Here is a 25,013-nt window from a genome sequence, read left to right as displayed (position 1 = left end):
CGAGCGGGGAAATAAAGCCGAAGCGGTCCTCATAGAAGGACGAAGAAGCTTGTCCCGCCAACATGGCATGCGGTACAAGCCTCTTAATGGCCGCGCGGAACCTTGCTAGGATCCGCCTGTGCGGCGCCGCTGGTTATTCGGTTTCTTCGTATTTTGGCTTTTTAACACTTTGGCCGACGATGAGCCGGAAAAGCCGCCTTTTTGATTCGCTTGCTGCTGCTTCTTCTTGGCCAGCATTTCCTTCATCGCATCCGCCAGATTAACTTTTTTCGGCTCGTTATGCTGTTCCGTCATCCTTACACCTTCCTTCGCTTCTGCCGGCGTATCTTCTCTCGCGGAGCCGCTTCAACAGGCTCCTTACCGATAAGACTATCATGGGTACCGGAGTGTGGACAACTCCGAATATTCATACCTGTTGCTTGTCACGAAGAGCATGCCATGGCATCCGGGGGCGCCGATGCCGGCTTGCCTGTTATTGATTCGCCCAGATCTGCGGATGATCGCCCGCGGCATGGCGTGCCGCCCGGGCGTTGCTCTCCACCTGCTCCTCGTTCTTGCATCCGGGGATGACGCAGGTGACCGCCGGATGACGGAGACACCAGGACAGGGCCCACTCGGCCATATCCATGCCTTGGGGCACTTCGTTCTGCTGAATCTCCTCCACCTGCTTGAGCCGCTTGTCGAGCTCTTCGCGTCCATGGCGATGGCGCACATCATTGGCGGCGAACTCGGTTCCCGGCTTGTACTTGCCGCTCAGGAAGCCGCTCGCGAGCGGAACCCGCGCCAGCACGCCGAGATTTTGCTCGAGACAAGAAGGGAACACCTCTTCTTCGGGCCCGCGATCGAGCCGATTGTAGACGAGTTGAATCGCTCCCGCTCCGACGCTGGTCGCCGAAGCCGTCTGGTGCATGCTGTTGCTCTTGTTCAGCGACAGGCCGATATGCCGGATCGTTCCTGCCTGCACCTGCTTGTCGAGCATCGTCCACAGGTCATCATTATCGAACGCCTGGTCATTGCCCGAATGGAATTGGTACAGATCGATATAATCCGTCTTCAAGGCCCGCAGCGACGCTTCCAGCTGCCCGCGCACCTCTTCCGCCCCATAGCGGTCCGTGCGGTTCAGATGGGAATGGAATTGATGCCCGAACTTGGTCGCCACGACCCAATCCTCCCGCTTGTCCCGCCGCAGGAAATCGCCAATGAAGGCTTCCGACAGGTGGTCGCCGTAGCATTCGGCGGTATCGATCAGGTTGATGCCGAGCTGCTTGGCCTTATGTAAAATACGATCCGCTTCCTCCTGCGTATAATCATGGCCCCACTCGCCGCCGAACTGCCATGTTCCGATGCCGATAACCGATACTTTCAGATCGGTCCGTCCCAATCTGCGGTATTGCATGCTTCATCACACCCTTCCTTTTCGCTAAGGTCTTGTACCCATCATATCACAGCCGTACGGACAATTCGAAGCGCGGCGTTCGGGCCGCAGCGGGGTGCTTGGTCTGTTTTTTATTTCTCGCAGACACGCATTTTGAAAACGATGACAGTGGCGTTTCTACTTGTGGTATCTTATGGAAGGGACGAACCGGTTCCAATTCTGAGGATTCCATGGAGAACAGAGATGAACTATGATTGTTTGATTGTGGATGACGAGTGCATTCTCGCGGACACCACATGCGAGTATTTGAATATGTTCGGGGTGAGAACGGCCTTTGTGACCAGCGCGGAGGAATGCGAACGGTTTTTGCAAGCGAATGAGACCTCCCTGATTCTTCTCGATATCAACTTGGGCCAGACCTCGGGCTTCGAACTGTGCAAAAAGCTGAGGCAAACGACGCAGATTCCCATTTTGTTCATCAGTGCCCGCTCCAGCGATGATGATATTCTGATTGCTCTTCATATCGGGGGAGACGACTACATCCAGAAGCCGTATACGCTCAGCATTCTGCTGGCCAAGGTGAAGGCGGTGCTCAAAAGATACGGAAACCGAACCTCTCCGGACAAGCTGCAATTCGGCCGGGTTGAGATTGACTGCGAGCTGTCCCGTGTCCGCGTGAACGGGAGGGAGGTCAAGTTCAAGGCCTTGGAATACAAGTTGCTCTGCTATTTGGCGCGCAACAAGAATCGGGTCGTCCCGAAGGAAGAACTGTTCGCCAAGGTGTGGGAGGACTCTTTTACCGGGGACGGAACCTTGAACGTGCATATTCGTCATGTGCGCGAGAAAATAGAAACCGACCCGAATAAGCCCCAATATATCAAAACGGTGTGGGGAACGGGATATGTGCTGGAGGATGGACAGCGATGAGGACGAGGGGATTTCTCGTGACGATGCTTGTTGTATTGGCCGCCGGCCTTGTTCTGTCGATGCGGGTGATTGGGCCGGAAGTAAGCAGGGATGTGGATGTTGTCATGGCCAACCAAGTGCTGAAGACGGTGGAAAGCAACTGGGATCGGCTCGAGCAGGGTGATTACAGCGGCATCACGCAGCCATTTGTCGTATTGGATCAGAGCGGGAACGTGCGTTACCAGTCGGCGGATGGACGCCCCATCACCTTGTATGACGCCATCAAAAAACGGGCTTCCATACTGGATGTTACCGTGCATGGAGCGGCCGCAGGCAAGCTCATCATTCATGATGACTACGAACAAAAGGCGCTGCAAACCAAGAAACAGCTTGTTGCCGCGATCCTGATTACTTTTACCGTGATGGCCATATTATGTGTGCTCTATATTCTTTTTTTGAATCATGTCATCTGGAAGCCGTTCAAAAAGCTGCAAAGCTTTGCCCTCAATGTGGCACGGGGGAACTTGGATATCCCTCTGCACATGGACAAAAACAATCCGTTCGGCGCGTTCACCGAGAGCTTCGACATCATGCGCGAGGAGCTCGCGGCGGCGCGGCAGAGCGAGTATGAGGCCAACCGCAGCAAAAAGGAGCTCGTAGCCAGTCTGAGCCATGACGTCAAAACGCCCGTCGCCTCCATTAAGGCGATCAGCGAACTGATGCTGCTTCGCGCGACCGATGAGAAAGCGATCAAGCAGCTGCAAATGATCCATTCGAAGGCGGAGCAAATTAACTTGCTGGTGACCGATATGTTCCATGCGACGCTGGAGGAGCTGACCGAGCTGAAGGTCAATGCAACCGAGGAATCTAGCCGCGTGCTGGAGGATATCGTCGCGAACGTGAATTATGACGGGCAGATTTCGTGCGGCCCCATCCCGGAATGCATCATCGTCACGGATGTGATGCGCTTGCAGCAAGTCTTTGACAATATTATAAGCAACTCTTACAAATATGCCGGCACCGCCATTACTATCTCCTCTGTACTCACCCCCGCTCATTTGCAGATGGACATCATGGATTACGGGAATGGCGTAAGTCAGGAAGAATTGCCGCTGCTGTTCAACAAGTTTTACCGGGGCCATAATATCGCGAGCCATTCCGGGGCAGGGCTTGGCTTGTTCATCTCCCAATATCTCATGCAGAGCATGCAGGGCGATATCGAATGCCATAACCGCGACGACGGGTTTACCGTTACCCTCCGAATCAAGCTCCGCTAATGATGGAATTAAGGATTGGTTAAGGAATGAGCAAAGACTGGATAAGAATTGGTTTTGTATGATGGGACTGTAGTCCAATCCGCACTCCACTTCAAGCAAAGGAATGACCGCATGCATGCAAAATACGATACTTCGAACCGAGAAATTATGCAAAACGTTCTCTACGGGCGGAATTCAGCGGCATGTGCTGAAAAATGTGGACATCAGCCTGCTGGAAGGAGATTTTACGATTATTATGGGCAGCTCCGGTTCGGGCAAGTCGACGCTCCTCTACGCGCTCTCCGGCATGGATAAGCCCTCGCTCGGGGAGGTTCATTTCATCGGGAAAAATCTCACCAAGCTGAGTCATGATCAGCTTGCTGTGTTCCGCAGACATTATTGCGGGTTCGTGTTCCAGCACATCTGTCTGCTGGACAATATGAGCGTGCTGGATAATGTGCTGGCGTGCGGACTGTTGGTGAATAAGAACAAGCAGTCCGTTGCTGCCACAGCGAAGCGGCTGCTTGCCCAGGTGGACTTGCCTGAATCGGTGTGGGGCAACTTCCCCTCCCAGTTGTCCGGCGGCGAAGCGCAGCGGGCCGGCATTGTGCGCGCCCTGATCAACCATCCGAAAATGGTGTTCGCCGATGAGCCTACCGGGGCGCTTAATTCCGCATCCAGCGACAGCGTGCTGGATGTCATGACCGAGGTCAACCGGAATGGACAGAGCATGGTCGTGGTCACCCATGATATCAAAACGGCTTTACGGGGCAACCGGATTCTTTACCTGCGCGACGGCATGATTGGCGGGGAGCTCGATTTGGGCGCCTATGATGCGGATCAGAATCGCGATCGGCAGGAGCGGCTCCATGCGTTTTTGACCGAAATGGGGTGGTGAGGTGAGAATAGCCGACCTCGCCATTGCCAATATCAGACAAGGGAAAAGCGCGGCGATCTCGCTGTTCGTTTTGATATTTGCCGCTTCGCTGCTGCTGAACATCGGCATGACGATTACGTCTTCGATGAACTCCTTTTACGAAGACAAGGTGGATGAGCTGCATGATGCGCATGTCAGCATGGTGATGAACAAGGCGGACTTTCAGCAGCCTTACGCGGATTTTCTCAATGGATACCCAGGCGTAATCGGAAGCGTCACGGAGCAGATGATTTTTCTCCCCGCGGCTACGATTCGTTACAACAACAACGACTTCAGCATTCGTCTTGCCCTGTTGAATGCAGATAGCCGCCGCGACATCGCGCCGCTGAAGCTGGTTGGGGAGTCCGCTTCCGGCATGGAAGACGGGATGTATATCCCTTATGGACTGAAGGCCGGCGGCTACCAGCTGGGAGATTCCATCGCATTTACCTATCACAATAAGACGTATCGGTACCGTGTAGCCGGTTTTTTCGAGTCCGCCTTGATGGGGACGACCAAGCTCGCCATGCTCAAATTCTATTTGCCGGATGCGGCCTACCTCCAACTGTCTGCCGAACTCGGACCTGCGTCCGACGGTATCCTGCTGTCTGCTCAAGTAAGGAATAGTGAACAATCCGGCTCTTTATTACGTGACTTTCACAAGCAATTCCCGCAATTGTATGCGGCTGCGGACTCCGGCTTTTGGAGCGCGAACCTGGACATGGCCGACAGCAGCATGATGACCGTTCATGTCGTCGCCCTGATTCTGATCGCCTTCGCGGCGGTGATCGTGCTGGCGTCGCTCCTTGTCATCAAGTTCCACATCACGAACGGCATTGAGGAGGAAATGGTGAACATTGGGGTGCTCAAGGCGTTGGGCTATACCAGCCTGCAGATTGTGTCGTCGATTGGGTTGCAGTATATGCTGATCGCCCTTCCCGCCAGTGCGGCAGGCACAGCCGTTTCTTATGCGGCGATGCCGGCATTCGGAGCCGTCCTCTCTTTTGTGACGGGGCTGCTGTGGCCGGGAGGCATCCATACCGGAACGGATCTGCTCACCGTGCTGATCATGGTCTTGCTGGTGCTGGCGGTGACGCTGCTCTCTTCGCGGCGCATTCATATGCTGCACCCGGCTGCGGCTCTGCGGCGAGGGATCCAGCCCCATAATTTCAGACGGAATCCGCTCCCGCTGGATCAGGCTGCGGGCGGCCTTTCCTTGCTGCTGGCTTGCAAAGCGATGCTGGCGAACCGCAGGCATAATCTGATGATCGCCGGTATTATGGCCGCGATTACCTTTGCTTCGGTGTTCTCGGTTGTCTTGTACTACAATGCCGCAGAAGATAAAACGGCCTTTTTCCAGCTGGTTGGCGCCGAGACCCCAGACATCGGGATTCAGGTTGCGCCCGGTCATGACAGCGGGGAGCTGCTGAAGCGAATCGAACAGATGCCGGGAGTGGAGAAAGCAAATATTTTGGACTATATAACAACGTCGATAGAGGGGCAACTAGTGACGACCGAGATCTCCGACGATTACGGCAAGCTGGATAATCCGACTATCTATGAAGGCCGTTATCCGCAATATGATAACGAGATTGCCGTTACCCGGGGACTGGCCAGACAGCTCGGCAAATCCGTCGGCGACACGATTCATGCCGGATTGGGGGAGGCCTCCTATCCGTTTCTGATTACCGGGTTGAACCAGTCGCTTCACAGAGGGAACCATGGAGCCTCATTAACGATGGCGGGCGTACAGCATCTTGTACCCGGTCACCAGGGCATGTCCATTAACGTCTATCTGGAAGATACGGCGAATGCGGACTTTATTCACGCCGCCGAATCGGCGTACGGCAGCCGGATTCAGGCGATCACGGATGTGAATCAATCGTTAGAGAGCCAGAGCGAGGGATATATTACAGCCATCTTTGCCGTCATGGCGGTCATTGTGGCGATCACCGCGCTGGTCGTCGTCTTGCTCCTCTATCTGGTCATTAACGCGAGCCTCATTAAGCGAAAAAGAGAGTTCGGCATTCTCAAAGCGATAGGCTACACCACGTTCCAGTTGATGACTCAGATTGCACTTTGCCTCATGCCCATCGTCATCGCGGGCATCATCGCCGGCGGCGTGCTGGGCTGCCTGTATACCAATTCCGTGCTGAAGCTGATTCTTTTTGATGCCGGCCTGTCCCATGCGCGCTTCATCATCCCTGTCCCGCTTATCACGAAGCTCTGCATCGCGATGACGGTACTCGCTTATGTCGTAGCGCTGTTGGTGTCGCGCAGAATCAAGCGGATCACAGCGTATGGGCTGATTATGGAATAGACTCGAGAGGAGTACCCGCATGTACAGGAACATGAACATATGGAACAAATTCGTCGCCGCACTCATGATTAGCGTTCTGCTGTTGCCTGCATTTTCGATCCCGGCCCGGGCGGAGGAAGCGGGCTCTGAGCGGACCCCTTCCGGTATTCCCTACGCCAAGCTTGAGCAAGAGATCGATAGCTATGTGAATGACTATATCGGAACCTCCACTCCCGGCGCCGCGGTCGTGGTAACGAGAGGGGACAGCATTATCTTTTCCAAAGGTTACGGGTATGCCAATGTAGAGAAGCACATCCCTGTAGACCCCGCCAAGACGGTGTTTGGCTTCGGCTCAATCAACAAGCTGTTCGTCTGGACCTCCGTCATGCAGTTGGCGGAAGCGGGACAGATCGAGCTGGATCAGGATATCAGGGCGTATTTGCCTCAGGAGTTCGCAGAGAAGCTTCGCTACGACCAACCGGTTACGATGCTGGATCTGATGAGCCATACCGCGGGCTTCGAGGAATATTCGGGGGGCTTCTTTATCAAGCCGTCAGGGGAATTGGCGTCCCTCGATGAGGTGCTGCTGTCTTCCCAACCCGAGCAAATATTCGAGCCTGGCACAGTCATGTCCTACTCCAACTTCGCGACCGCCTTGGCGGCATTGGTGGTGGAGAAGGTAAGCGGGGAACGGTTTTCCGACTATGAGATGAAGCGGATTTTACGTCCGCTGGACATGAACCATACCTCCGGCCATCCGGCATTGCAGGATCATCCGGATTTGAAGGAGGCCGAAGCGACAGGCTATGCGGTCGCAGCGGGAGGAGGCTTCGAGCCCAGAGACAAGTATGTTATTCCGTATTATCCTGCAGGCGCTATGCAGGGAACGGCGGAGGATCTGGCCCGCTTCGCCCTAGCGCTGACGGCTGAAGAGAGCCCGCTGTTCCGCAATCGCCAGACACTGCATACGATGCTTGCCCGGAGCTATACGCCGCACGAGGATCTCCTGTCCAATGCGCATGGCTTCTGGGAATACAACGCACATCCCCGCACGCTGGGGCATAGTGGGGGCACGATTGGCTTCTCCAGCAATTTCGCGGTCGTTCCGGAGGAAAAGCTGGGGATTGTCGTCTTAGTCAATACAGAGGTGGAACGCGTGATCGTGCCTCATCTGATAAACTTGCTCATAGGAAATAACGAAGAGGAGCCCGCGCAGCTTGGAGAGGAGCTGCCGCCGTCAAGCGAAGCGGCCGGATACTATGTGCTCTCGCGCAATACCTTCACCACGATCCAGGAAGTGATGGCCTATCTGGGGCTCATTCGTCTGGAGGCAAAGGGCGAACATGATCTTACCTTGACCGTGATGGGAAGATCGGGATATTATAAGCAGGTTCGTCCCTATATCTACACCTTGGAGAAGACCAATTATCAGAGTCTGCAGATGATGGCGCCTATCTTGTACGTTGATAAGTCAGAAGGACAAATAACGCGGCTAAGCGGCGGGCAAGCAATGGATTTGCTTCCGGTCAAGCCGGGCCGATCGGTCCCGGCGCTGATGGCCTATCTGGTTATTGCTGTCATCGCGATTGGATTCTTTTTGTTAGCCCCGCTTGGGCTATTCCTCCGCTGGCTTGTACGGAGAAAAAAGGGAATTGTGCCTTCAAGCAACACCAATCGATGGTTCGCAGCGGCTCTCCTATGCGGTACCGCTATCATCATTAATGTGTTGTTGCTGCTCATGGACGTTGTCGGCAATCCGCATCTCCTTGTCGAACGGTTGAACTATGGGATTACGATCAATTGGATACTAGCGATGCTTGCGGGTCTATTCTTTGCTCTCTCTCTTTGGATAGGCAGGAACACTCCGTATTCCAGAGGGCAAAGATGGCTCCGCGCAGCTACAGCGGGGCTGCTTATCAGTTTCATCCTGCTAATGGCCGATTGGCATTTCTTTCATTACATTGCCTAGCTGTCCGCTACAGAAATGGAACGGGAGAGGCCAATCGAGTCTGCGGCCCGGTTCGTGAATAGGAGGGATAGGCCTGAGGCGGATACCTTTTACATTCACCCAGTGGGCAGCGGTGCTGCTCATCATCGGTGATCACGCGTTCTTTTGTGCGTAGGCAGCGGATGTCGGAGGCAAGGAAGCTGCCGCAAGGGAAGACATCATTCATTGCTTGTTCACACACGGATCGGCCAGGATACAATCCAGGCTGATCCGTTTTTTTGTGGCTAACACATTTAATTTTTAGCATGAAATGATACGGGTAGGGGTATATAATAGAGAGAAGGGGGTGGTCTCGTGCCGGTCGTGGAACTGACGGATGCTACTTTTGAGGAGCATATACGGAAGCATCCGATTGTATTGGTTGAATTTTGGGCGCCGTGGTGCAAGCCTTGCCAAGCGATGGCTCCCGTCTTGGAGCAGTTGGCCGCCGAAGCCGGGGGGCGGGCAAGCATCGCCGCATGCAATGCGGATGTGAACTTCGTCGCCGCCGTTCGTTACCAGCTTCAAGGCATTCCCTCGCTTGTTGTGTTCAAGGAGGGCAGGGAGTTCTCGAGAAAGGTAGGAACCCAGCCGCTATCCGTACTGCTGGACATGATAGAGAGCGCTCATGAAGCCGATTTTTAATGCGGAAGGTCCGGATAGAATCGGGACTTCCCTCTGTTGTTGGCTTTACGCTTCTTCGTTAAGATGAATGCAGATGAGATTTGTGGCGGTCTTCCTTAGGAAGCCGCCGCGCAACAGGTTGATTGTCAAGGAGGAGAAGAAATGTCAGAACGTCGCTTCAACCCGGAGAACATGGCGAGGCTGGACAGTCCGGAACGCCGTCAATCGCTCCCCCCTGAGCGCCTTGTCGCATTATTGAACATCGAGGATGGCGATACGGTTGTCGATATCGGCGCAGGCACAGGATATTTCACCCTGCCTGCAGCGAAGCTGACCCGCGGCAAGGTGATTGCGCTGGATGCCGAGCCGCAGATGCTGGAGGAACTGCAAAAGCGGGCCCGTCAGGAAGGGATCAGCCATATCCAGAGCCAGCTAGGGGAGATTGAACGCATGCCGCTGCCGGATGGGGCGGCCGATCATGTCATCGCCTCGCTCGTGCTGCATGAGGTGGAGCCGCCAGAGCAGGGCTTGAAGGAGATCCACCGTCTTCTGAAGCCCGGCGGCCGCGCGCTGATCGCCGAGTGGGATGTGAAGAAGCCGCAGGAAGGCCCGCCGCCCGCTCACCGGATATTGTCCGATGATCTGCTGCATGCGATGCTGCAGATCGGCTTCAAGGAGATCAGCGTCTCTTTTCCTTCCGAACAATATTACGTGATGACCGGGATGAAGGCATAGCTTCGGAGCCCGGGGCCATCATCGTGTGACTCACCGATCGGCGTTAGCCGGATGCGGAGCCGCCCTGGCCCGTATCCGGCTGTTATGCTTGTTGGACCGCTGTCCGGTCCGGCTGTGCTATTTGACGTCGATCGTCTTGATGATGCGCGCCGGGTTGCCACCGACGACAACATTATCAGGCACATCCTTCGTGACGACGGCTCCCGAAGCGATGACGGCATTGTTGCCAATCGTAACGCCCGGATTGATGACGGCCCGGCCGCCAATCCAGACCCGATCGCCGATCGTGACAGGCCTGCCGAACTCTGCCCCGGAGCTGCGCTCTATCGGATCCAGCGGGTGGGTAGCGGTATAGATGTGAACGCCAGGCGCCAGGAAGCAGTCGTCGCCGATGCGAATCTCGCATACATCGAGCATGACACAGTCGAAATTGGCGTAGAACCGGCTTCCGACATGAATGTTGTAGCCATAGTCGCATTTGAACGACGGCTCGATATAGGTCCCTTCTCCCAAGCTGCCGAAGAGCGATTGCAGCAGTCTTGTCCGCTCCTCGTAATCCGTTTCCATGGTCTGATTATACAGCCGGGTCAATCGTCTGGCCCGCTCGCGATCGCGCACCAGTTCTTCATCTCCAGCACGGTACAGCTCGCCCCGGATCATTTTCTCTTTTTCCGATACCATAGATGTCTCCTCTTCGCTAGTCGTAGTCTAAGTCACAAGCTCCCCTTATTATGAATCTATCGGGGCGCCGGTTGCAAGCGGCCAGCATACCGGCGCGCCCTGCCGTTCCGATAACAACCGGCCAATCAAGTCCGCCAACCGTTCCGGGCATGGCTCCATCAAGACATGGGCGCCCCCTTAATCACGATCTCGTTGCACCGCAAGCCGCAGCCGAAAATCATGGCATTGGACAAGCCGGGGACATGGATGAGCAGGGACGGGCAGGAACCGACAAGAACGTGCAGGAACAGGTATGAACCGGCAGGAACGGGCAGGGAGGGGGCAGGTGTGGGCGGTGCCCGGATTATGATATACTCGGATCATTCTTAGTAGGGGTGGAATGGAACGTGAGCAAATTTCTGGCCTTTGGCATGCTATTTTGGCTTTTGGGCAATCCGATTGCAGCCATCATCGTGCTGCTGCTTATTCTATATGTGCTCGATCGGCGCTTCGTCGGTCTGTCGCCGAGCTTGCTTAAGCCGCTGAAGCGCAGAAGCCGGATCGGGAAGCTGAAGCAGCAGCTCGGCACCAACCCGCATGATGTGTCCGCTAAGATGGAGCTCGCCCGGCTGCTGATCGAGCGCAGAGCTTATCGGGAAGCGAGACAATGGCTGGAGCCGCTGCAGGAGACGATGGATCATTCAGCCGAATTCTGGGATGATCTCGGAACCTGCTGGCTGCACACTGGCGAGCCGGAACGGGGAGAAGCGGCCATCAGGAAGGCGTTGGAGCTGAACGCCCGGGTCAAATACGGCCAGCCGCATCTTCGGCTTGCCTCTCTGTATGCGGCGACGGACAAGAACCGGGCGATTGAGGCTTTGCAGGCCTATCAGGAGGTTCATTCGTCATCATGTGAATCGTATTACCGCCTTGGTCAGCTATACGAGCAGCTTGACCGCAAGGAGGAAGCCCGGGAGGCGTGGAAGCAGGCCGTGGCGATCTATCGATCGCTGCCGCGTTACAAGAAGCGGGAAGAACGGAAGTGGGTGCTGAAAAGCATGCTCAAGCGGTAGCAGGGCACATATCCCGGCATTCCGTTGTAAGCGTTGAAGCATTGCTGCTGCTTCCCGTATTTGCTGAAAAACTGTTGAACTGTACCAGGAAGAGGGTAATCCGGAAATCCTAGTAGTGGATTAATTAAAGGTTCAGGAGATTAATTAAAGGCGATTGTCCGATTGGGGATAATTGCCCTTTTTTTTGTGACGCAAACGTTTACAATGGACTTGTCGTTGTGTGGAAGCGTTATCTTTTTCGCTGGGGCTTAAGCGGTCAAGGCGAAAAATGGAGACAAATTATTTCCATGTGAAAGTATACATAATGGACCATTTGGAGGGATTTTTCATGAAACGCCTAAAACCAACTGTTCTGTCCCGCAGCAATATGAAGCGCAAGTTTGCCTTATTGCTCAGCACGGCGATGATCGCCGGCGCGCTCACCGGCTGGGCCGGACAAGCCCATGCTGCGCAGCCGCATTCGTCCTATTGGTATCCGGACACCTTGCTGGAATGGTCGCCGCAGACAGACAAGGATGCGCCATTCAACCGCAGCTCGGTGAAGCTGAATACCGAACGGGTGCAGGGCCACAAAGTGAATCCGAACGCCAAGACGGAGCCGAAGGTCATGGCGCTCGCGTCCATGTATAAAAGCACAAGCGGCGCGCCGTCGCAAGGGAACGATCAGTTCCATGGCTATGCGTTCAGCTACTGGCAGTATGTGGACAAGCTCATTATGTGGGGCGGTTCGGCAGGGGAAGGACTGATTGTGCCTCCAAGCGCGGATGTCATCGATGCAGCACATAAGAACGGCGTTCCGGTGTATGGAACCGTTTTCCTGCCGCAGACGGAGCATGGCGGCAAGATCGAATGGCTGCGTGATCTGGTTCAGCAGAAGGAGGACGGATCGTTCCCGGTCGCGGATAAGCTGATTGAAGTCGCCTCGTATTACGGCTTCGACGGGTGGTTCATCAACCAGGAGACGCAGGGGACGACAGCGGAAGATGCGCAGCTTATGCAGCAGTTTGTGAAATATATGCAAAAAAAGAAGCCGTCCCATATGGAAATCATCTGGTACGATTCGATGATTAAGGAGGGGCCGGTCAAATGGCAGGGCGCCTTGACGGACAAGAACAGCATGTTCTTCCAAGACGGGGAAGAGCGTGTCGCGGATCAGATGTTCATCGACTTCCGCTGGCAATTCAAAAAAGAAGGCCAATATGATTACGTCACGCCATTCCAGAACTCGCCCAAGCTGGCCGACAGCTTGAAGCGCGATCAATACGATCTGTATGCGGGCATGGATCTGGAAGGCGGCGGAGGTTACCAGGGCAAATACAACTTCCCGGTCTTGTTCCCGGAAGACGGCACAGCCGTAACCTCGCTCGGCCTGTATCGTCCGGACTGGGCGTTCAATACGACGAAGACGATCCAGGATTTCATGGAGAAGGAGCAGAAGCTCTGGGTCGGGGAGAACAAGGACCCGTCGAATACGAAGGCGCAAGGCAACGCCTGGCGCGGCATTGCCCATGATATCGTGGACAAGACGGTGATTACGAAGGCGGACTTTATCACGCATTTCAATACGGGGAACGGGAAGCAATTCAGCGTGAACGGCACAAAGGTGCGCGATCGCGAATGGTTCAACCGGAGCCTCCAGGATATATTGCCGACCTGGCGCTGGATGGTGGACGAGCAAGGCCAGAAGCTGAAGCCTAGCTTCGATTTCGGCACTTCCTTTTATGGCGGAAGCTCGCTCAGATTGCTCGGTACGGTCGCGCCGGGGGCTTCGTCGAACGTGAAGCTGTTCAAGACCGACATCGACGCGACGTCCGCCTTGCAAATGTCGCTCATCTATCAATCCAATGACAGCGAAGCGGCAGCCATTAACATCGGCGTAGCCTTGGAGGGGGCGCCGGATGAGTACAAGATCGTGAAGCCGGCTTCCGCCGAAGCGGCCGGGGTTCACGGCGATTGGACGCGTGCCGTCTACGACTTGAGCCCGTATGCGGGGCAGAAGATCGTCGGCGTCTCGGTTCAAGTAGAAGGCAAGACAAGCAACAATCTATATGCGGTCAACATCGGCCGGCTCCAGATTGGCAATCTGGACGACAAAGCGGAGGAAGTCGGGCAGGTCTCCGATCTCAAGCTGATCGAGAACGATGTGCGCGACGGCATTTATGCCGATGCCCGCTTGACCTGGACTCCGCTCGGCGACGATGCGTTGCTCTACGAGGTGTACCGGGTCCTGCCGGACGGCTCCCGCGAGTTCGTCGGAGCGACAGGCAACAACTATTACTATGTGTCCGAGATGAAGCGGAATGGCATGGAACAGGAGACGAAGCTGGCCGTCGTGCCGGTGAATAGCCACTACAAGCAAGGCCGCTCGGCAGAGATATCGTTCGAGTGGCCGGCCTATCCGGCACCGAAGGCGGACTTCGAGGCCGATAAGACCTTCGTGGCGCCGGGAGAAGCCGTGCAGCTGACGGACAAATCATCCGAGGTTACGGCGGAATGGGAATGGAGCTTCCCGGGCGGCACGCCTGCGTCGAGCAAGGAGCGTCATCCGAAGGTGAGCTATGCGGAAGAAGGGACGTATGAGATAACGCTGAAGGCCAAGAACGAGGCCGGCGAAGATGTCATGACGAAATCCAAGCTGATTACGGTATCCAAAGAGGCGGCGTTCCGCTCGGAGGATCTGGCGATCGGGGCGAAGACGGAGGCGTCCAGCTTCGTGAATGACAGCGAAGCGCCGCAATTTGCCGTCGACGGAGATATGAGCACGAAGTGGTGCGCGGTCGGCAGCGGCGAGCATTGGCTGTCGGTCGATCTGGGGCAGGCGCATGCGATTACCCAGTTCGTCGTTCACCATGCTGAAGCAGGCGGCGAATCCCCTGCCTTCAGTACGCGTGAATTCAAGATTCAGCTAAGCATGGACGGAGAGAATTGGAGCGATGCGGTTACCGTGATCGACAACGACAAGGCGACCAGCAAGCACGCCATCGCGAAGACCGAGGCACGCTACGTCCGTCTGCTCGTGCAGAAGCCGACGCAGGGCGGAGATACGGCCGCGCGCATCTACGGCTTGGAAGTGCTCGGCTTGAAGAACAAGCCCGCAGCGGAGTAAGAAGTAAGAAGGAATAGCGACGAAAGACAGGCAGGCCGGAGCAGTTCCGGTCTGCTTTTGTGTACATTCGCCGTGTCGGATGCTTTCCAAAGTGAATTTTCACGCTTATTTTTGCATAATTATTTATTTCTATGTATTCTTATAGTAAAGTGGATATGAACTTATCACGACATCATCCTATGAAAGAAGTGTTTATCGTTGAATCTATTTTTCACGTATCTGCTAGCGGGGCTTGCCGTTGCCATGCCGGTAGGCGCAATGACCGTTGAAATGACGAAGCAAGGTCTGAAAAAGGGGTTTATGCATGGTTGGGCGGTAGGCTTAGGCGGAATGACCATCGATCTTCTACTAATTATTGCCTTATATATGGGCTTGGCTTCCGTACTTGCCATACCCTACATTCAAATCCCAATGTGGCTGATCGGTGCAGGGTTCTTGGCGTTCTTAGGCTATGATTCTATCAAAAACTCGGATCAAGATATTGCGTTAGCTGGCGATAAACCGAACAAATCTTTTTTCAGCTCCTATCGCAATGGTTTACTTGTAGCGGTGTCGCCGGGAAACCTCGTGTTCTGGATCTCCGTGTTCGGAGCTGTACTTTCGGATTCGTATGATATGACCCAACCGGGAAAATTCTTAATCGTGGGTGCAGGTATTTTAACCGGTATTCTCGTCCATGATGTTGGATTACTAGCCATTGTGGCGGTCACAAGGAAAGCTATGAGCAGAACGATGATCAAAAGGGTATCCATCATCGCCGGTTTTATTTTATTTGGTTTTGCGGGCTATTTTTTATATGAGTTTATCATCGCACTCAAAGGAATCCTATAATTTCATATCTGTTGGTTGCAAGAATGAGGGCTATTCTCGTTGCATGTCATAATGAGAGCTATTCTGGTCGGCCGCTCGAATGAAGATTATTCTAGTTGGCTGCACGCATGAAAGCTATTCTAGAAGGCTGCACGCATGAAAGCTATTCTAGAAGGTTGCACGAATGAAGACTATTTCTAGATGGCTGCACGAATGAAAGCTAGGAAAGTGCACCAAGCCTACTTCTCGTCATGCTAAGAAATGCTAAGGGGCAAAACTGCAAATGTGCAGGATTTTATCTCGTTACCACGTAAAATCAATAGAATTCCTGCAAAAATACATCAATTATCCTGTATTTCCCAAGGAGTCGCCGCGATGGGCCGAAATTGATGCCTATTTGCAGGCTTCCTTCTCCACGCCAAGACCGCTCGAAGAATTAATGTAGTTTTGCAGTATTTTTCGCGGTCTGGTTCGCCACTCCCCCCCGGTCCTCGACATTTTTTTCAAAACTTCGCCGATTGCAGCATCTGGAAGAAGGGTTCGGCTGGATGAATAGCGAATCCCTTACATAGAAGCACGACCAGGACCTACATCGAATGCGAGAGGAGCAGGAAAGATGCGCAAATGGATGCTAGCCGGATTATGTCTGGTCATCGGGTTGGGACTCCAATTATTGGCCGGACCGGGGAACGCGGAGGCGGCGGGCAATACGGCGGCTGGCGGGAAGGCGACCAATGTGTACATGAACGGATTTCAGCTAACGGAATGGAGATGGGAGCGCAATTACATCATGGTTCCGTTATTTGCTTTTGATGATTACAGTTACTTCGGCAACTCGAACGACCAGGAGATTACGTACAAATGGGACGCGGCCACCAAGACGGTATGGGTATATTCCAAGGGCAAGTCGAATGCCGTGAAGCTGGTCGCGGATAAGACGGCCGCTTGGGTGAACGGCAAAGAAGTGGAGCTGGCGGCTCCGGTCAAAATCATTGACGGCCACACGTATGTGCCGCTCCGCTTCGTGAGCGAGGCGCTGGGCGGCGAGGTGGAGTGGAACAACAGCACGCGTACGGCAATTATCCGGACGCCGGAACGGGTGCGGCGGGATGAGGTGCTGCGCACCGGAGGGCTGGAGGATGCGCGCAAGGAAGCCTTGCTGCTGCCCTTCGTCTTCCCGAACCGTGAGCTGCCGTATCGGGCCGAAGGCTTCGAGGTCAAGATCGAATTCCCGGAAGGAGAAGCTTTGCGCTACTACTCTACGGTGAAGGATGTGAAGAGCTACATCGCCGTGAATGAGGAGGGGCTGGCGGAAGTGTTATGGCAGGGACGGACGACATCCAATCCGGATACCTATCTGGAGGAGAGCGGAACCCGGCCCGAAGGGGAGGCGTCGCTAATCTATTTTCAGCATACGTTCCCGGTTCAGGACACGGTCAAATATGGCAAGATCGACAAGGACGGCAAGGCGGCCGAACTGGGAACCTTCGAGGTCAAGCGATCGCTGCGGACCTCCGCAGATGCAGTGACGGCCATTGCCGGCGAGAAGCGGAAGGATGCGTCGGCCGCCGAGGGCAGCGGCAAGAGCGCAAGTAAGACCGCAAGTAAGAACGCAAGCACGCAAGACTACAAGTAACACGTACTGCGAGTAAGACCGCAAGCAAGACTGAAGTAAGACCGCAAGCAAGAAGCAAGACCAAGCAAGACCGCCGTCTAGAGCGAGAACAAGGATGCAATCAAACCTCCGGCCAAACAATGGATAGGCAGCAAACAAGGGGGCTGTTCCCGGTAAGTAGTTTATAGCTATAGGGAGACAGCCCCGCCCTGCTGCTCACAGATCGACATGCCATAAAACTGCAAAATTACAGTTTTCTCTTGTGAAGCTCCCCCCGTTACCGAAATTCCTGCACAATAGCAGGAATGTAGACCATCCCCATGGATCGAGAGTAAAAATCGGGAAAAATGATGTACTTTTGCAGGAATCTCATTAGATAGCGGCTGAAATAGCGTAAATTCCTGCACCAATGCAGGATTGCCTCATGCATCTTCCGCGGCAAGTTCCGCGGCTAGTACCAAGGCTAGTTCCGCGGCAAGTTCCGCCGTTAGTTCCGCAGCTAGTTCCGCAGAAGTTCCGCCGTTAGTCCCGCACCCGTCTTTCCGCCTTTCCATTCCCGGTTATCCCGTCTTGCCCTGCGTCATGATTCAATGCCTATGGGATAAGCCCTGTGTAAGGGCCCTTATTGGATGCGATCCATTCCGCGCATATATGGCCGCAGCGCTTCCGGGATCCGCACCGATCCGTCCGCCTGCTGATGATTCTCCAGCAGCGGAATCAGGATGCGCGGGCTGGCGACGGCCGTATTGTTGAGGGTGTGGCAGTACTGGAGCGCCCCGTCCTCGTCACGGTAGCGGATCTGCAGCCGCCGCGCCTGGAAGTCGAGCAGATTCGAGGCCGAGTGGGTCTCGCCGTAAGCGGCGCGCCCGGGCATCCACGTCTCGATATCGTACTGCTTATACGTCTTCTGCGACATGTCGCCGGTGCAGACGTCCATGACGCGGTACGGCAGCTCCAGGGCATGAAGGATGTCCTCGGCGTGGGCGACCATCTCCTCCAGCATCCGGTTCGATTCCGCCGGATCGCTGCGGGTCAGCACGACCTGTTCCACCTTGGCGAACTGGTGAACCCGGTACAGGCCGCGCACATCCCGGCCGGCCGAGCCGACTTCGCGGCGGAAGCAGGACGAGGCGCCCGCCAGCCGGATCGGCTCGCTCACGTCCACGATCTCGCCGCTGTAATACGCGGCGAGGCTGACCTCCGACGTGCCGACGAGCCAGAGGCCGTCCTCGGGCAGCGCGTATGTCTGCTCCTCGCCAAGCGGGAAGAAGCCGGTCCCGACCAGCGCCTCCTCCCGCGCGAGGAGCGGCACGTCCAGCAGCGTGAAGCCGCGGTCGGCGAGCAGATCGAGCGCCAGCTGCTGCACCGCCCGATGGAGCAGCACGCCAGCCTGCCGCAAGTAATAGCTGCGCGAGCCCGCGACCTTCACCCCGCGCTCCGTGTCGATCAGGCCAAGCCGCTCGCCGAGCTCAACATGATCAAGCGGCTCGAAGGTGAAGCGTGGCGGCTCGCCGACGCGCCGCAGCTCCACATTGTCGGCGTCCGAAGCGCCGACCGGAGAATCCGCCGCCGGCAGATTCGGAACGAGCAGCATGCAGCGGCGGAATTCCCGCTCCGCTTCGCCGAGTTCCCGTTCCAGACGCTCCAGCGTCTCGTTCATCTCCCGCACGCTCGCCTTCAGCGTCTCGGCTTCATCACGCCGACCATCGCGCAGACAGGCCGCGATGCGGGCCGAAACCTCATTGCGGGCTTGGCGGAGCGTATCCGCCTCCTGCAGCCTCGCTCTTCTCGCTTCATCCCATTGAAGCAGTTCATTCACGTCGAACTCCATTCCTTTGACCCGGGCCGCCTCCTGAACCGTATCCGGGTGGCTGCGAATCCATTTGATATCCAGCATTCGTCACATCTCCTTCGATCTACCGAAAATAAACAGAAAGCGCCCCTCATCCGATTGGGACGAGGAGCGCTAGCTCGCGGTGCCACCCAACTTGATTCCCGCTCCCGCTCAGGCGCAGGCGACGGAGAATCCTCTTGGTTCCGCGGTAACGGGCGGGCCCGGTTCACTTAGAGACAAGGACAGGTACAAGCGGCTGTCTATATCCGATCGAGAACGCCTCCGAGTTGGATGCTCTTCATTGGCGTGGTAGCTGTATCATGATTGATATTATTATAGAATATTTTATCCAAAAGTCAAACCGTCATTCGGCCTGCTGCGGAGGATGCTGCGACAAATGGTCCAGCAGCGTGCGGATGTCGCGCAGCAGGCATGCCGGATCGAGCCGGGCGCTGTCAACCAGCTCCGCTAATTGGGCAGGGATGCAGGCCGCCTCCTTTTTCAAGGAATGGCCCTTGCCGGTCAGCGAGAGGATGACCTTGCGTTCATCCTCAGCGGCGCGAGTCCGCCGAATCAGCCCTTGCTGCTCCATGCGCTTCAGCATCGGCGTTAGCGTGCCGGAGTCCAAATATAAGCGGTGACCCAATTCCTTCACCGTCATGCCGTCATGTTCCCATAGCGCCAGGAGGGCGAGATATTGCGGGTAGGTCAGCTCCAGCCGCTCCAGAAGCGGCCGGTATAGCTTCGTCAATTCCCGGGAAGCCGCATAAATGGCGAAGCAGAGCTGGTTATCCAGCTTCAGCCGTTCATCCGGCGGCAGGAGATGGGATGTCGTCATCGCAACCACTCCTAACCTTGGCCCCGCTAGAGCAGAGCCGCAATCTCATCTTCCAGCTTGGCCGGATTCGTCTGCGGTGCATACCGGTCCACGACGAGCCCGTCTTTGCCGACGAGGAATTTGGTGAAATTCCACTTGATCTCGGTGCTGCCCAGCAGCCCTTTTTTCTCATGGGTCAGATGGGAAAACAACGGATCGGCCTCTGGCCCCTTCACATCGACCTTCGCGAACATCGGGAAGGTGACGCCGTAATTCACCTGACAGAACTCCATCGTCTCCTCCGTCTTCTCGTACTCTTGATTGCCGAACTGGGCGCACGGAAAGCCGAGCACGGCGAAGCCGCGATCCTTGAACTTGTCATACAAGGCCTGCAGTTCCTTGAATTGCGGCGTAAATCCGCATTTGCTCGCGGTATTGACGATAAGGAGCAATTGCCCTTCGTAATCCCGCAAGGACGTTAATTCGCCATTCGGCTTCTTCACCGTAAAATCGTAGACCGTTGCCATCATTCACCCGCTCCTTTGCATTCGAAAAGTAACGTATCAACTAACTACCCCCATTTATAGCACAACCAAAAATTGTGGTCAATTAAATTGTGGATAATTTAATTTGAGGGAAAATGATAAATACATGATGAGACAACGAGTGGGTATGCTAACGGTATTCTTGGCATGAATATGAGGTGGATGAAGCGATGTTCAAAAAAATGACCATAATGATCTTCTCTGCAGCCCTCATCATCGGATTGGCTGCTTGCGGATCCGCGAACAAGCAGGGGGCCGGCACGAATCAGGGAACGGCCCCGGAACAGACTACGCCTCCTGCCGCTACCGTAGACGCGGCGGCGGTCTATAAGCAGAACTGCCTCGTCTGCCATGGAGCCAATCTGGAAGGACAAGTGGGCCCGAATCTGCAAAAGGTCGGGGCGACGCGCACTCCGGAAGAAATCTCGACTGTCATCCATAACGGAGGCAACGGAATGACGGCGTTCAAGGGCGTATTGAGCGAGGATGAGATTAGCGCGTTGGTAGACTGGCTGTCTGCCCATAAATAAACGGATGCCGCCGTCCGCACCAAGCGGCGCAGAGGAGTGGAGATGCAGGTTATCTTCGCTCCTTTTTCGCGCCGTGGCGGGTCTCGGCAAGCCGTCAACCATATGCATATTGTTCCTGTGGACGGAAATAGTAAGCGTACATAAAAGAAGACTGTATAAATGAACATTTTAAAAAGACCGATTTTCAGCACCGAGAAGGTTGCTTGAACTCGAAGCGGCTTTCGTAGCGAGTTTTGCTTCGCAAAACTTGTAAGGAACAGCGGAGTGTAGGCGTGACTACATGGGCAGCGGACTTCAAGAGTGAGTGCAAGATTCGATGCCGAATTCAGAAAAGGAGGATGAATGTGGCGGACACACGCAGCAACCAGCAAGGCCAAGCCCGCGACCAATCCCGCCGGCAATTTCTGAAAGTGTCCGGGGCGGCGCTTGGCGGAGCCATAGTCGGGGGTGTCGTAGGAGCGGTCATCGATCGTTCTGTACGGCCGGGCGCCGGGACGCAGCCGGCTCCGAATCAGCCGGCGCCGCAGCAGGCTGCGGATCATAACCAGGCGCTGATGTTTTTCAATCAGCGGGAGTTCCGCCTCACGGAAGCGGCTGTGGAACGGATTTTCCCCGCAGACGATATCGGGCAGGGCGCGGCCGAGCTTGGGGTTGCCTTTTATATCGATCACCAGCTGGCAGGCCAATGGGGAATTAATGCGCGTGAATATATGCAGGGGCCGTTTTTCAAGGGCGAGCCGACGCAAGGCGGCTTCCCGAGCATCAAGCACCATGAACTGTTCATGCTAGGATTGGACGCGTTGGAGATGTTCAGCACGAAGCATTACGGCAAGACCTTCACCGAGCTGGAAGCGAGTCAGCAGGATGAAGTGCTCAAGGCGTTCGAGGAAGGCAAGGATGTCCTCCTGGATAATGGGGAGACGACGGGAGCCTTCTTCAAAATGCTGCGTGCGCTGACGCTCGAAGGCGTCTACGCCGATCCGCTCTATGGCGGGAACAAAGATATGATGGGATGGAGAATGAGACGCTACCCGGGCAACCAGATGAGTTACCTCAATATTATCGAGAAGCCCGAATTCGTCGAGATGGAACCGCAAAGCTTGCACAGCCATATGACCCAACATTAATAACCGCGTAAGGAGAGCGATGCTATGGCAACGAAGTTACCGAAAGTGCCCGTCGTGATCGTCGGCATGGGTTGGGCGGGAGGAGTCATCGCTTCCGAGCTGACCAAGGCAGGCATCAAGGTGCTCGGGCTGGAACGGGGCAAGAGCCGCAAGACGGAAGACTATTTCATGGTCCATGATGAGCTGCGCTACGCCCAGCGCTATGAGCTGATGCAAGACTTGTCCAAGGAGACGGTCACGTTCCGCAACCAACAAAGCCAGCGGGCGCTGCCGCTGCGAAGCTATGGCTCCTTCCTGATGGGCGAAGGTCTCGGCGGTGCCGGAATCCATTGGAACGGCCAATATTTCCGGTTTTTGCCGTATGATTTCGAGATTTATACGAAGACGGTGGAACGTTACGGCAAAAAGAAGATTCCGGACGGCATGACCATTCAGGACTGGGGCATTACCTATGATGAGCTGGAGCCTTATTTCGACAACTTCGAGAAAATGGCCGGCATCTCCGGGGAGCAGGAGCAGAATCCGATGGTCGGCAAGCGATCCAATCCGTTCCCGACGCCGCCCATGAAAAAAACGCCGGCGATTACCATGTTCGAGGAAGCCTCCAAAAAGCTGGGCTACCATCCGTACATGATGCCGTCGGCGAATCTGTCTCAAGCGTATACGAATCCGGACGGCATCGCACGGGCCGCCTGCCAATATTGCGCCTTCTGTGAGCGATTCGGATGCGAATATGGAGCGAAGGCCGATCCGGTCGTGACGGTCATTCCAGTCGCCGAGAAGACGGGGAATCTGGAGATCCGGACGAACTCCAATGTGACCGAGATTTTACATAGCGGCAAAAAAGCAACGGGCGTTGTCTACGTGGACACGGTGACGCGCAAGGAGTTCATTCAGCCTGCCGATGTCGTTATTTTGGCCAGTTACGTCTTCAATAACGTGAAGCTGCTGCTGCTGTCGAATCTGGGGACGGCTTATAACCCGGATACCGGGCAGGGCGTCATCGGCCGCAACTATGCCTACCAAGTGAATGGGGGGGCCGCCGCCGGATTTTATGAGGACCGCGAGTTCAACACCTATGCAGGCGCCGGAGCGCTGGGCATTGAAATTGATGACTTCAACGGTGACAACTTCGACCATTCGGATGTCAACTTCATTCACGGAGCCGGTATTCGCCTGTCTCAGACCGGCCTTCGGCCTATCGCCAACAACTCGGTTCCGGAGGGAACGCCTTCCTGGGGCAAGGAATTCAAGAAGGCTTCGTTGCATTACGCGTATCGCACGCTGAGCGTTGGGCCGCAAGGAGCAAATATGCCATGGCGGCACCACTATCTTGATTTGGACCCTACCTACAAGGATACGTATGGACTTCCCCAGATCCGGATTACGTATGATTTCGAGGATCAGGACCGCGAGTTGGTCAAGTTCATGGCTGCGAAGTCCGCAGAGATTATGCAAGAAATGAAACCGAGCAAGGCCGGTTCCAATGGGGAGCTTGGCCCGTACAATATCGTGCCGTACCAGTCGACGCATAACACGGGCGGCGTCATTATGGGAAGCGATCCGTCCACTTCGGCCGTCAATAACTATATGCAAATGTGGGACGCGGATAATGTATTCGTCGTCGGCGCGTCGGCCTTCCCTCATAACAGCGGGTACAACCCGACCGCCACCGTAGGCGCGCTTGCCTATCGCGCGGCGGAAGGCATTCTCACGTATTTGAAGCAGGGAGGGCCGTTGGCGTAAATGCGGAAACCCTTCGCGTCCTCACCTTGTCCGGCAAGGGGCGAGATCGAATGAATAACCAGGAAGAACTGATTCTGCATTTGACGGAACTGCGCAAGCGGCTGATTGTGTTCACTTCGTGGTTCATTGCGATGCTGTGCGTCGGGGTATACTTATCGCCGCGGCTGCTGGTTCTGCTGAAGTCGCGTCCAGCCAAGCTCGGAATCCAATGGAACGTGTTCGCGTTCACGGACGGGCTGTTCGTCTATATGAAGTGCGCCCTGCTCTTCGCTGTGCTGCTGTCGCTGCCTGTCCTCTTTTATCAGCTGTGGGCGTTCGTCCGCCCGGGGTTGACGGAAGTAGAGGCGCTGGCGGCGCTGGCTTATGTGCCCGCCTCCTTCCTGATGTTCCTGCTGGGGGTTGCCTTCAGCTATTACCTTGTGTTCCCGATGATGCTGGAATTCCTGATGCAGATGAACCGCAGCATTGGGGCGGCGGAGATTTATGGCATCGACCGGTATTTCACGTTGATGTTCAATATCGTCTTCCCGCTCGGCATTGCCTTCGAGATGCCGGTCGTGGTCCTGTTCCTGACCCGGCTGGAACTCATGACGCCGGATAAGCTGCGCCGCATCCGGAAGCCTGCCTACCTCGGATTGACGATTGTCGGGGCATGCATCTCGCCGCCCGATGTCGTCTCGCATTTGTCGGTAACCATCCCGCTGATCGCGTTGTTCGAACTGAGCATTTGTCTGTCCGCTGCCTATTCCCGCCGGCTGGATGCCTCGTCTGCCAGTCCGTAGCCCTCACATCTTCAAGGAAGGAGGTGGCCTCCATGCTGAACAATATCGGGATTTCCGGCCTGGTCATTATTTTGATGCTGGCGCTGTTGCTCTTCGGCCCGGCGAAGCTGCCGCAGCTCGGCCGCGCATTCGGCGATACGCTGCGGGAATTCCGCAATTCCACCCGCGGCCTGACCGATGACGGTAAGGAAGAGGAAGACAGAGAGACGATCGAGCTGAAAAAGCTTCCATAGGCCCAACGCAATCAGCCGCAGCCTCCCTAAGCCAGGG

The 25,013-nt window shown here is 55.5% G+C and carries 22 protein-coding genes; 16 read left to right on the top strand and 6 right to left on the bottom strand.

What is annotated here, in order from left to right; translation table 11 throughout:
* Positions 1–105: 105 nt before the first annotated feature.
* Both FLT43_RS12855 and FLT43_RS12850 read right to left on the bottom strand, forming a co-directional pair.
* Positions 106–294, bottom strand: coding sequence for a hypothetical protein (locus FLT43_RS12855; protein ID WP_087444548.1), 189 nt, complete (start codon positions 292–294; stop codon positions 106–108).
* 178 nt (positions 295–472) lie between these two features.
* Positions 473–1,396 carry an aldo/keto reductase gene (locus FLT43_RS12850; protein WP_087444549.1) on the bottom strand — a complete coding sequence of 308 codons (924 nt, stop codon included), beginning with the start codon at positions 1,394–1,396 and terminating at the stop codon, positions 473–475.
* A gap of 222 nt (positions 1,397–1,618) precedes the next feature.
* Between FLT43_RS12850 and FLT43_RS12845 the strand changes: the two genes are divergently transcribed.
* The 7 genes from FLT43_RS12845 to FLT43_RS12815 all read left to right on the top strand — a co-directional run bounded on the left by FLT43_RS12845 (position 1,619) and on the right by FLT43_RS12815 (position 10,098).
* Positions 1,619–2,302: a response regulator transcription factor gene (locus tag FLT43_RS12845; protein WP_087444550.1), complete on the top strand. Its 684-nt coding sequence runs from the start codon at positions 1,619–1,621 to the stop codon at positions 2,300–2,302.
* Complete coding sequence (locus FLT43_RS12840; protein ID WP_087444551.1) at positions 2,299–3,558, top strand: HAMP domain-containing sensor histidine kinase; 1,260 nt, start codon at positions 2,299–2,301, stop codon at positions 3,556–3,558. The genes FLT43_RS12845 and FLT43_RS12840 overlap by 4 nt, the downstream gene beginning before the upstream one ends.
* A gap of 115 nt (positions 3,559–3,673) precedes the next feature.
* Positions 3,674–4,435, top strand: a complete 762-nt coding sequence (locus FLT43_RS12835) for an ABC transporter ATP-binding protein (protein ID WP_087444552.1) — start codon at positions 3,674–3,676, stop codon at positions 4,433–4,435.
* Between the two features lies 1 nt (position 4,436).
* Complete coding sequence (locus FLT43_RS12830; protein ID WP_244194349.1) at positions 4,437–6,773, top strand: ABC transporter permease; 2,337 nt, start codon at positions 4,437–4,439, stop codon at positions 6,771–6,773.
* 19 nt (positions 6,774–6,792) lie between these two features.
* Entirely contained in the window at positions 6,793–8,721 is a 1,929-nt protein-coding gene (locus FLT43_RS12825; RefSeq protein ID WP_087444553.1) for a serine hydrolase domain-containing protein, read from the top strand.
* Positions 8,722–9,054: 333 nt separating this feature from the next.
* The gene (locus tag FLT43_RS12820; RefSeq protein ID WP_087444554.1) at positions 9,055–9,384 is read left to right on the top strand and encodes a thioredoxin family protein; all 330 of its coding nucleotides are present in this window, start codon (positions 9,055–9,057) and stop codon (positions 9,382–9,384) included.
* Positions 9,385–9,525: 141 nt separating this feature from the next.
* On the top strand, positions 9,526–10,098 hold the full coding sequence (locus tag FLT43_RS12815; protein ID WP_087444555.1) for a class I SAM-dependent methyltransferase: 573 nt from the start codon (positions 9,526–9,528) through the stop codon (positions 10,096–10,098).
* Positions 10,099–10,215: 117 nt separating this feature from the next.
* On the opposite strand, the gene maa is transcribed toward FLT43_RS12815, so the two are convergent.
* Positions 10,216–10,779, bottom strand: a complete 564-nt coding sequence (gene maa, locus FLT43_RS12810; protein ID WP_087444556.1) for a maltose O-acetyltransferase — start codon at positions 10,777–10,779, stop codon at positions 10,216–10,218.
* Between the two features lie 386 nt (positions 10,780–11,165).
* Between maa and FLT43_RS12805 the strand changes: the two genes are divergently transcribed.
* The 4 genes from FLT43_RS12805 (at position 11,166) to FLT43_RS12790 (ending at position 17,383) form a co-directional block, all read left to right on the top strand.
* Positions 11,166–11,831 (top strand): tetratricopeptide repeat protein, encoded by a 666-nt coding sequence (locus FLT43_RS12805; protein ID WP_087444557.1) that lies wholly within the window; start codon positions 11,166–11,168, stop codon positions 11,829–11,831.
* Positions 11,832–12,159: 328 nt separating this feature from the next.
* Positions 12,160–14,937, top strand: coding sequence for an endo-beta-N-acetylglucosaminidase (locus FLT43_RS12800; RefSeq protein ID WP_087445378.1), 2,778 nt, complete (start codon positions 12,160–12,162; stop codon positions 14,935–14,937).
* A 198-nt stretch (positions 14,938–15,135) separates the two neighbouring features.
* Complete coding sequence (locus FLT43_RS12795) at positions 15,136–15,768, top strand: LysE family translocator (protein ID WP_087444558.1); 633 nt, start codon at positions 15,136–15,138, stop codon at positions 15,766–15,768.
* 595 nt (positions 15,769–16,363) lie between these two features.
* Positions 16,364–17,383 carry a copper amine oxidase N-terminal domain-containing protein gene (locus FLT43_RS12790; RefSeq protein ID WP_087444559.1) on the top strand — a complete coding sequence of 340 codons (1,020 nt, stop codon included), beginning with the start codon at positions 16,364–16,366 and terminating at the stop codon, positions 17,381–17,383.
* Between the two features lie 601 nt (positions 17,384–17,984).
* Here FLT43_RS12790 and serS read toward each other — a convergent pair.
* The 3 genes from serS to FLT43_RS12775 all read right to left on the bottom strand — a co-directional run bounded on the left by serS (position 17,985) and on the right by FLT43_RS12775 (position 20,540).
* Positions 17,985–19,259, bottom strand: coding sequence for a serine--tRNA ligase (serS, locus tag FLT43_RS12785; protein WP_087444560.1), 1,275 nt, complete (start codon positions 19,257–19,259; stop codon positions 17,985–17,987).
* 301 nt (positions 19,260–19,560) lie between these two features.
* Complete coding sequence (locus FLT43_RS12780) at positions 19,561–20,034, bottom strand: MarR family winged helix-turn-helix transcriptional regulator (RefSeq protein WP_087444561.1); 474 nt, start codon at positions 20,032–20,034, stop codon at positions 19,561–19,563.
* Between the two features lie 26 nt (positions 20,035–20,060).
* Entirely contained in the window at positions 20,061–20,540 is a 480-nt protein-coding gene (locus FLT43_RS12775) for a glutathione peroxidase (protein WP_087445379.1), read from the bottom strand.
* A 188-nt stretch (positions 20,541–20,728) separates the two neighbouring features.
* On the opposite strand from FLT43_RS12775, the gene FLT43_RS12770 reads away from it, so the two are divergent.
* The 5 genes from FLT43_RS12770 to FLT43_RS12750 all read left to right on the top strand — a co-directional run bounded on the left by FLT43_RS12770 (position 20,729) and on the right by FLT43_RS12750 (position 24,976).
* Positions 20,729–21,088 (top strand): c-type cytochrome, encoded by a 360-nt coding sequence (locus FLT43_RS12770; protein ID WP_087444562.1) that lies wholly within the window; start codon positions 20,729–20,731, stop codon positions 21,086–21,088.
* Between the two features lie 338 nt (positions 21,089–21,426).
* Positions 21,427–22,215, top strand: coding sequence for a gluconate 2-dehydrogenase subunit 3 family protein (locus FLT43_RS12765; protein WP_087444563.1), 789 nt, complete (start codon positions 21,427–21,429; stop codon positions 22,213–22,215).
* A 24-nt stretch (positions 22,216–22,239) separates the two neighbouring features.
* Positions 22,240–23,961: a GMC family oxidoreductase gene (locus FLT43_RS12760; protein ID WP_087444564.1), complete on the top strand. Its 1,722-nt coding sequence runs from the start codon at positions 22,240–22,242 to the stop codon at positions 23,959–23,961.
* A 50-nt stretch (positions 23,962–24,011) separates the two neighbouring features.
* Complete coding sequence (gene tatC / locus FLT43_RS12755) at positions 24,012–24,743, top strand: twin-arginine translocase subunit TatC (RefSeq protein WP_087444565.1); 732 nt, start codon at positions 24,012–24,014, stop codon at positions 24,741–24,743.
* A 32-nt stretch (positions 24,744–24,775) separates the two neighbouring features.
* The gene (locus tag FLT43_RS12750; RefSeq protein ID WP_087444566.1) at positions 24,776–24,976 is read left to right on the top strand and encodes a twin-arginine translocase TatA/TatE family subunit; all 201 of its coding nucleotides are present in this window, start codon (positions 24,776–24,778) and stop codon (positions 24,974–24,976) included.
* Positions 24,977–25,013: the final 37 nt, after the last annotated feature.

Source organism: Paenibacillus thiaminolyticus (genome assembly GCF_007066085.1).
In the GTDB taxonomy this organism is placed as follows: domain Bacteria; phylum Bacillota; class Bacilli; order Paenibacillales; family Paenibacillaceae; genus Paenibacillus_B; species Paenibacillus_B thiaminolyticus.
The sequence above is the reverse complement of the archived record's forward strand: the minus strand, read 5'-3'. Positions and strand labels throughout refer to the sequence as shown.

Excerpts from the sequence above, each read along its gene's own strand:
- FLT43_RS12775 (WP_087445379.1), bottom strand. The coding sequence starts at position 20,540 with ATGGCAACGGTCTACGATTTTACGGTGAAGAAGCCGAATGGCGAATTA.
- FLT43_RS12840 (WP_087444551.1), top strand. The coding sequence starts at position 2,299 with ATGAGGACGAGGGGATTTCTCGTGACGATGCTTGTTGTATTGGCCGCC.
- FLT43_RS12790 (WP_087444559.1), top strand. The coding sequence starts at position 16,364 with ATGCGCAAATGGATGCTAGCCGGATTATGTCTGGTCATCGGGTTGGGA.
- FLT43_RS12760 (WP_087444564.1), top strand. The coding sequence starts at position 22,240 with ATGGCAACGAAGTTACCGAAAGTGCCCGTCGTGATCGTCGGCATGGGT.
- maa (WP_087444556.1), bottom strand. The coding sequence starts at position 10,779 with ATGGTATCGGAAAAAGAGAAAATGATCCGGGGCGAGCTGTACCGTGCT.
- FLT43_RS12765 (WP_087444563.1), top strand. The coding sequence starts at position 21,427 with ATGAATGTGGCGGACACACGCAGCAACCAGCAAGGCCAAGCCCGCGAC.
- FLT43_RS12850 (WP_087444549.1), bottom strand. The coding sequence starts at position 1,396 with ATGCAATACCGCAGATTGGGACGGACCGATCTGAAAGTATCGGTTATC.
- FLT43_RS12780 (WP_087444561.1), bottom strand. The coding sequence starts at position 20,034 with ATGACGACATCCCATCTCCTGCCGCCGGATGAACGGCTGAAGCTGGAT.
- FLT43_RS12800 (WP_087445378.1), top strand. The coding sequence starts at position 12,160 with ATGAAACGCCTAAAACCAACTGTTCTGTCCCGCAGCAATATGAAGCGC.
- tatC (WP_087444565.1), top strand. The coding sequence starts at position 24,012 with ATGAATAACCAGGAAGAACTGATTCTGCATTTGACGGAACTGCGCAAG.
- FLT43_RS12815 (WP_087444555.1), top strand. The coding sequence starts at position 9,526 with ATGTCAGAACGTCGCTTCAACCCGGAGAACATGGCGAGGCTGGACAGT.
- FLT43_RS12845 (WP_087444550.1), top strand. The coding sequence starts at position 1,619 with ATGAACTATGATTGTTTGATTGTGGATGACGAGTGCATTCTCGCGGAC.
- FLT43_RS12750 (WP_087444566.1), top strand. The coding sequence starts at position 24,776 with ATGCTGAACAATATCGGGATTTCCGGCCTGGTCATTATTTTGATGCTG.
- serS (WP_087444560.1), bottom strand. The coding sequence starts at position 19,259 with ATGCTGGATATCAAATGGATTCGCAGCCACCCGGATACGGTTCAGGAG.
- FLT43_RS12770 (WP_087444562.1), top strand. The coding sequence starts at position 20,729 with ATGTTCAAAAAAATGACCATAATGATCTTCTCTGCAGCCCTCATCATC.
- FLT43_RS12835 (WP_087444552.1), top strand. The coding sequence starts at position 3,674 with ATGCAAAATACGATACTTCGAACCGAGAAATTATGCAAAACGTTCTCT.
- FLT43_RS12855 (WP_087444548.1), bottom strand. The coding sequence starts at position 294 with ATGACGGAACAGCATAACGAGCCGAAAAAAGTTAATCTGGCGGATGCG.
- FLT43_RS12825 (WP_087444553.1), top strand. The coding sequence starts at position 6,793 with ATGTACAGGAACATGAACATATGGAACAAATTCGTCGCCGCACTCATG.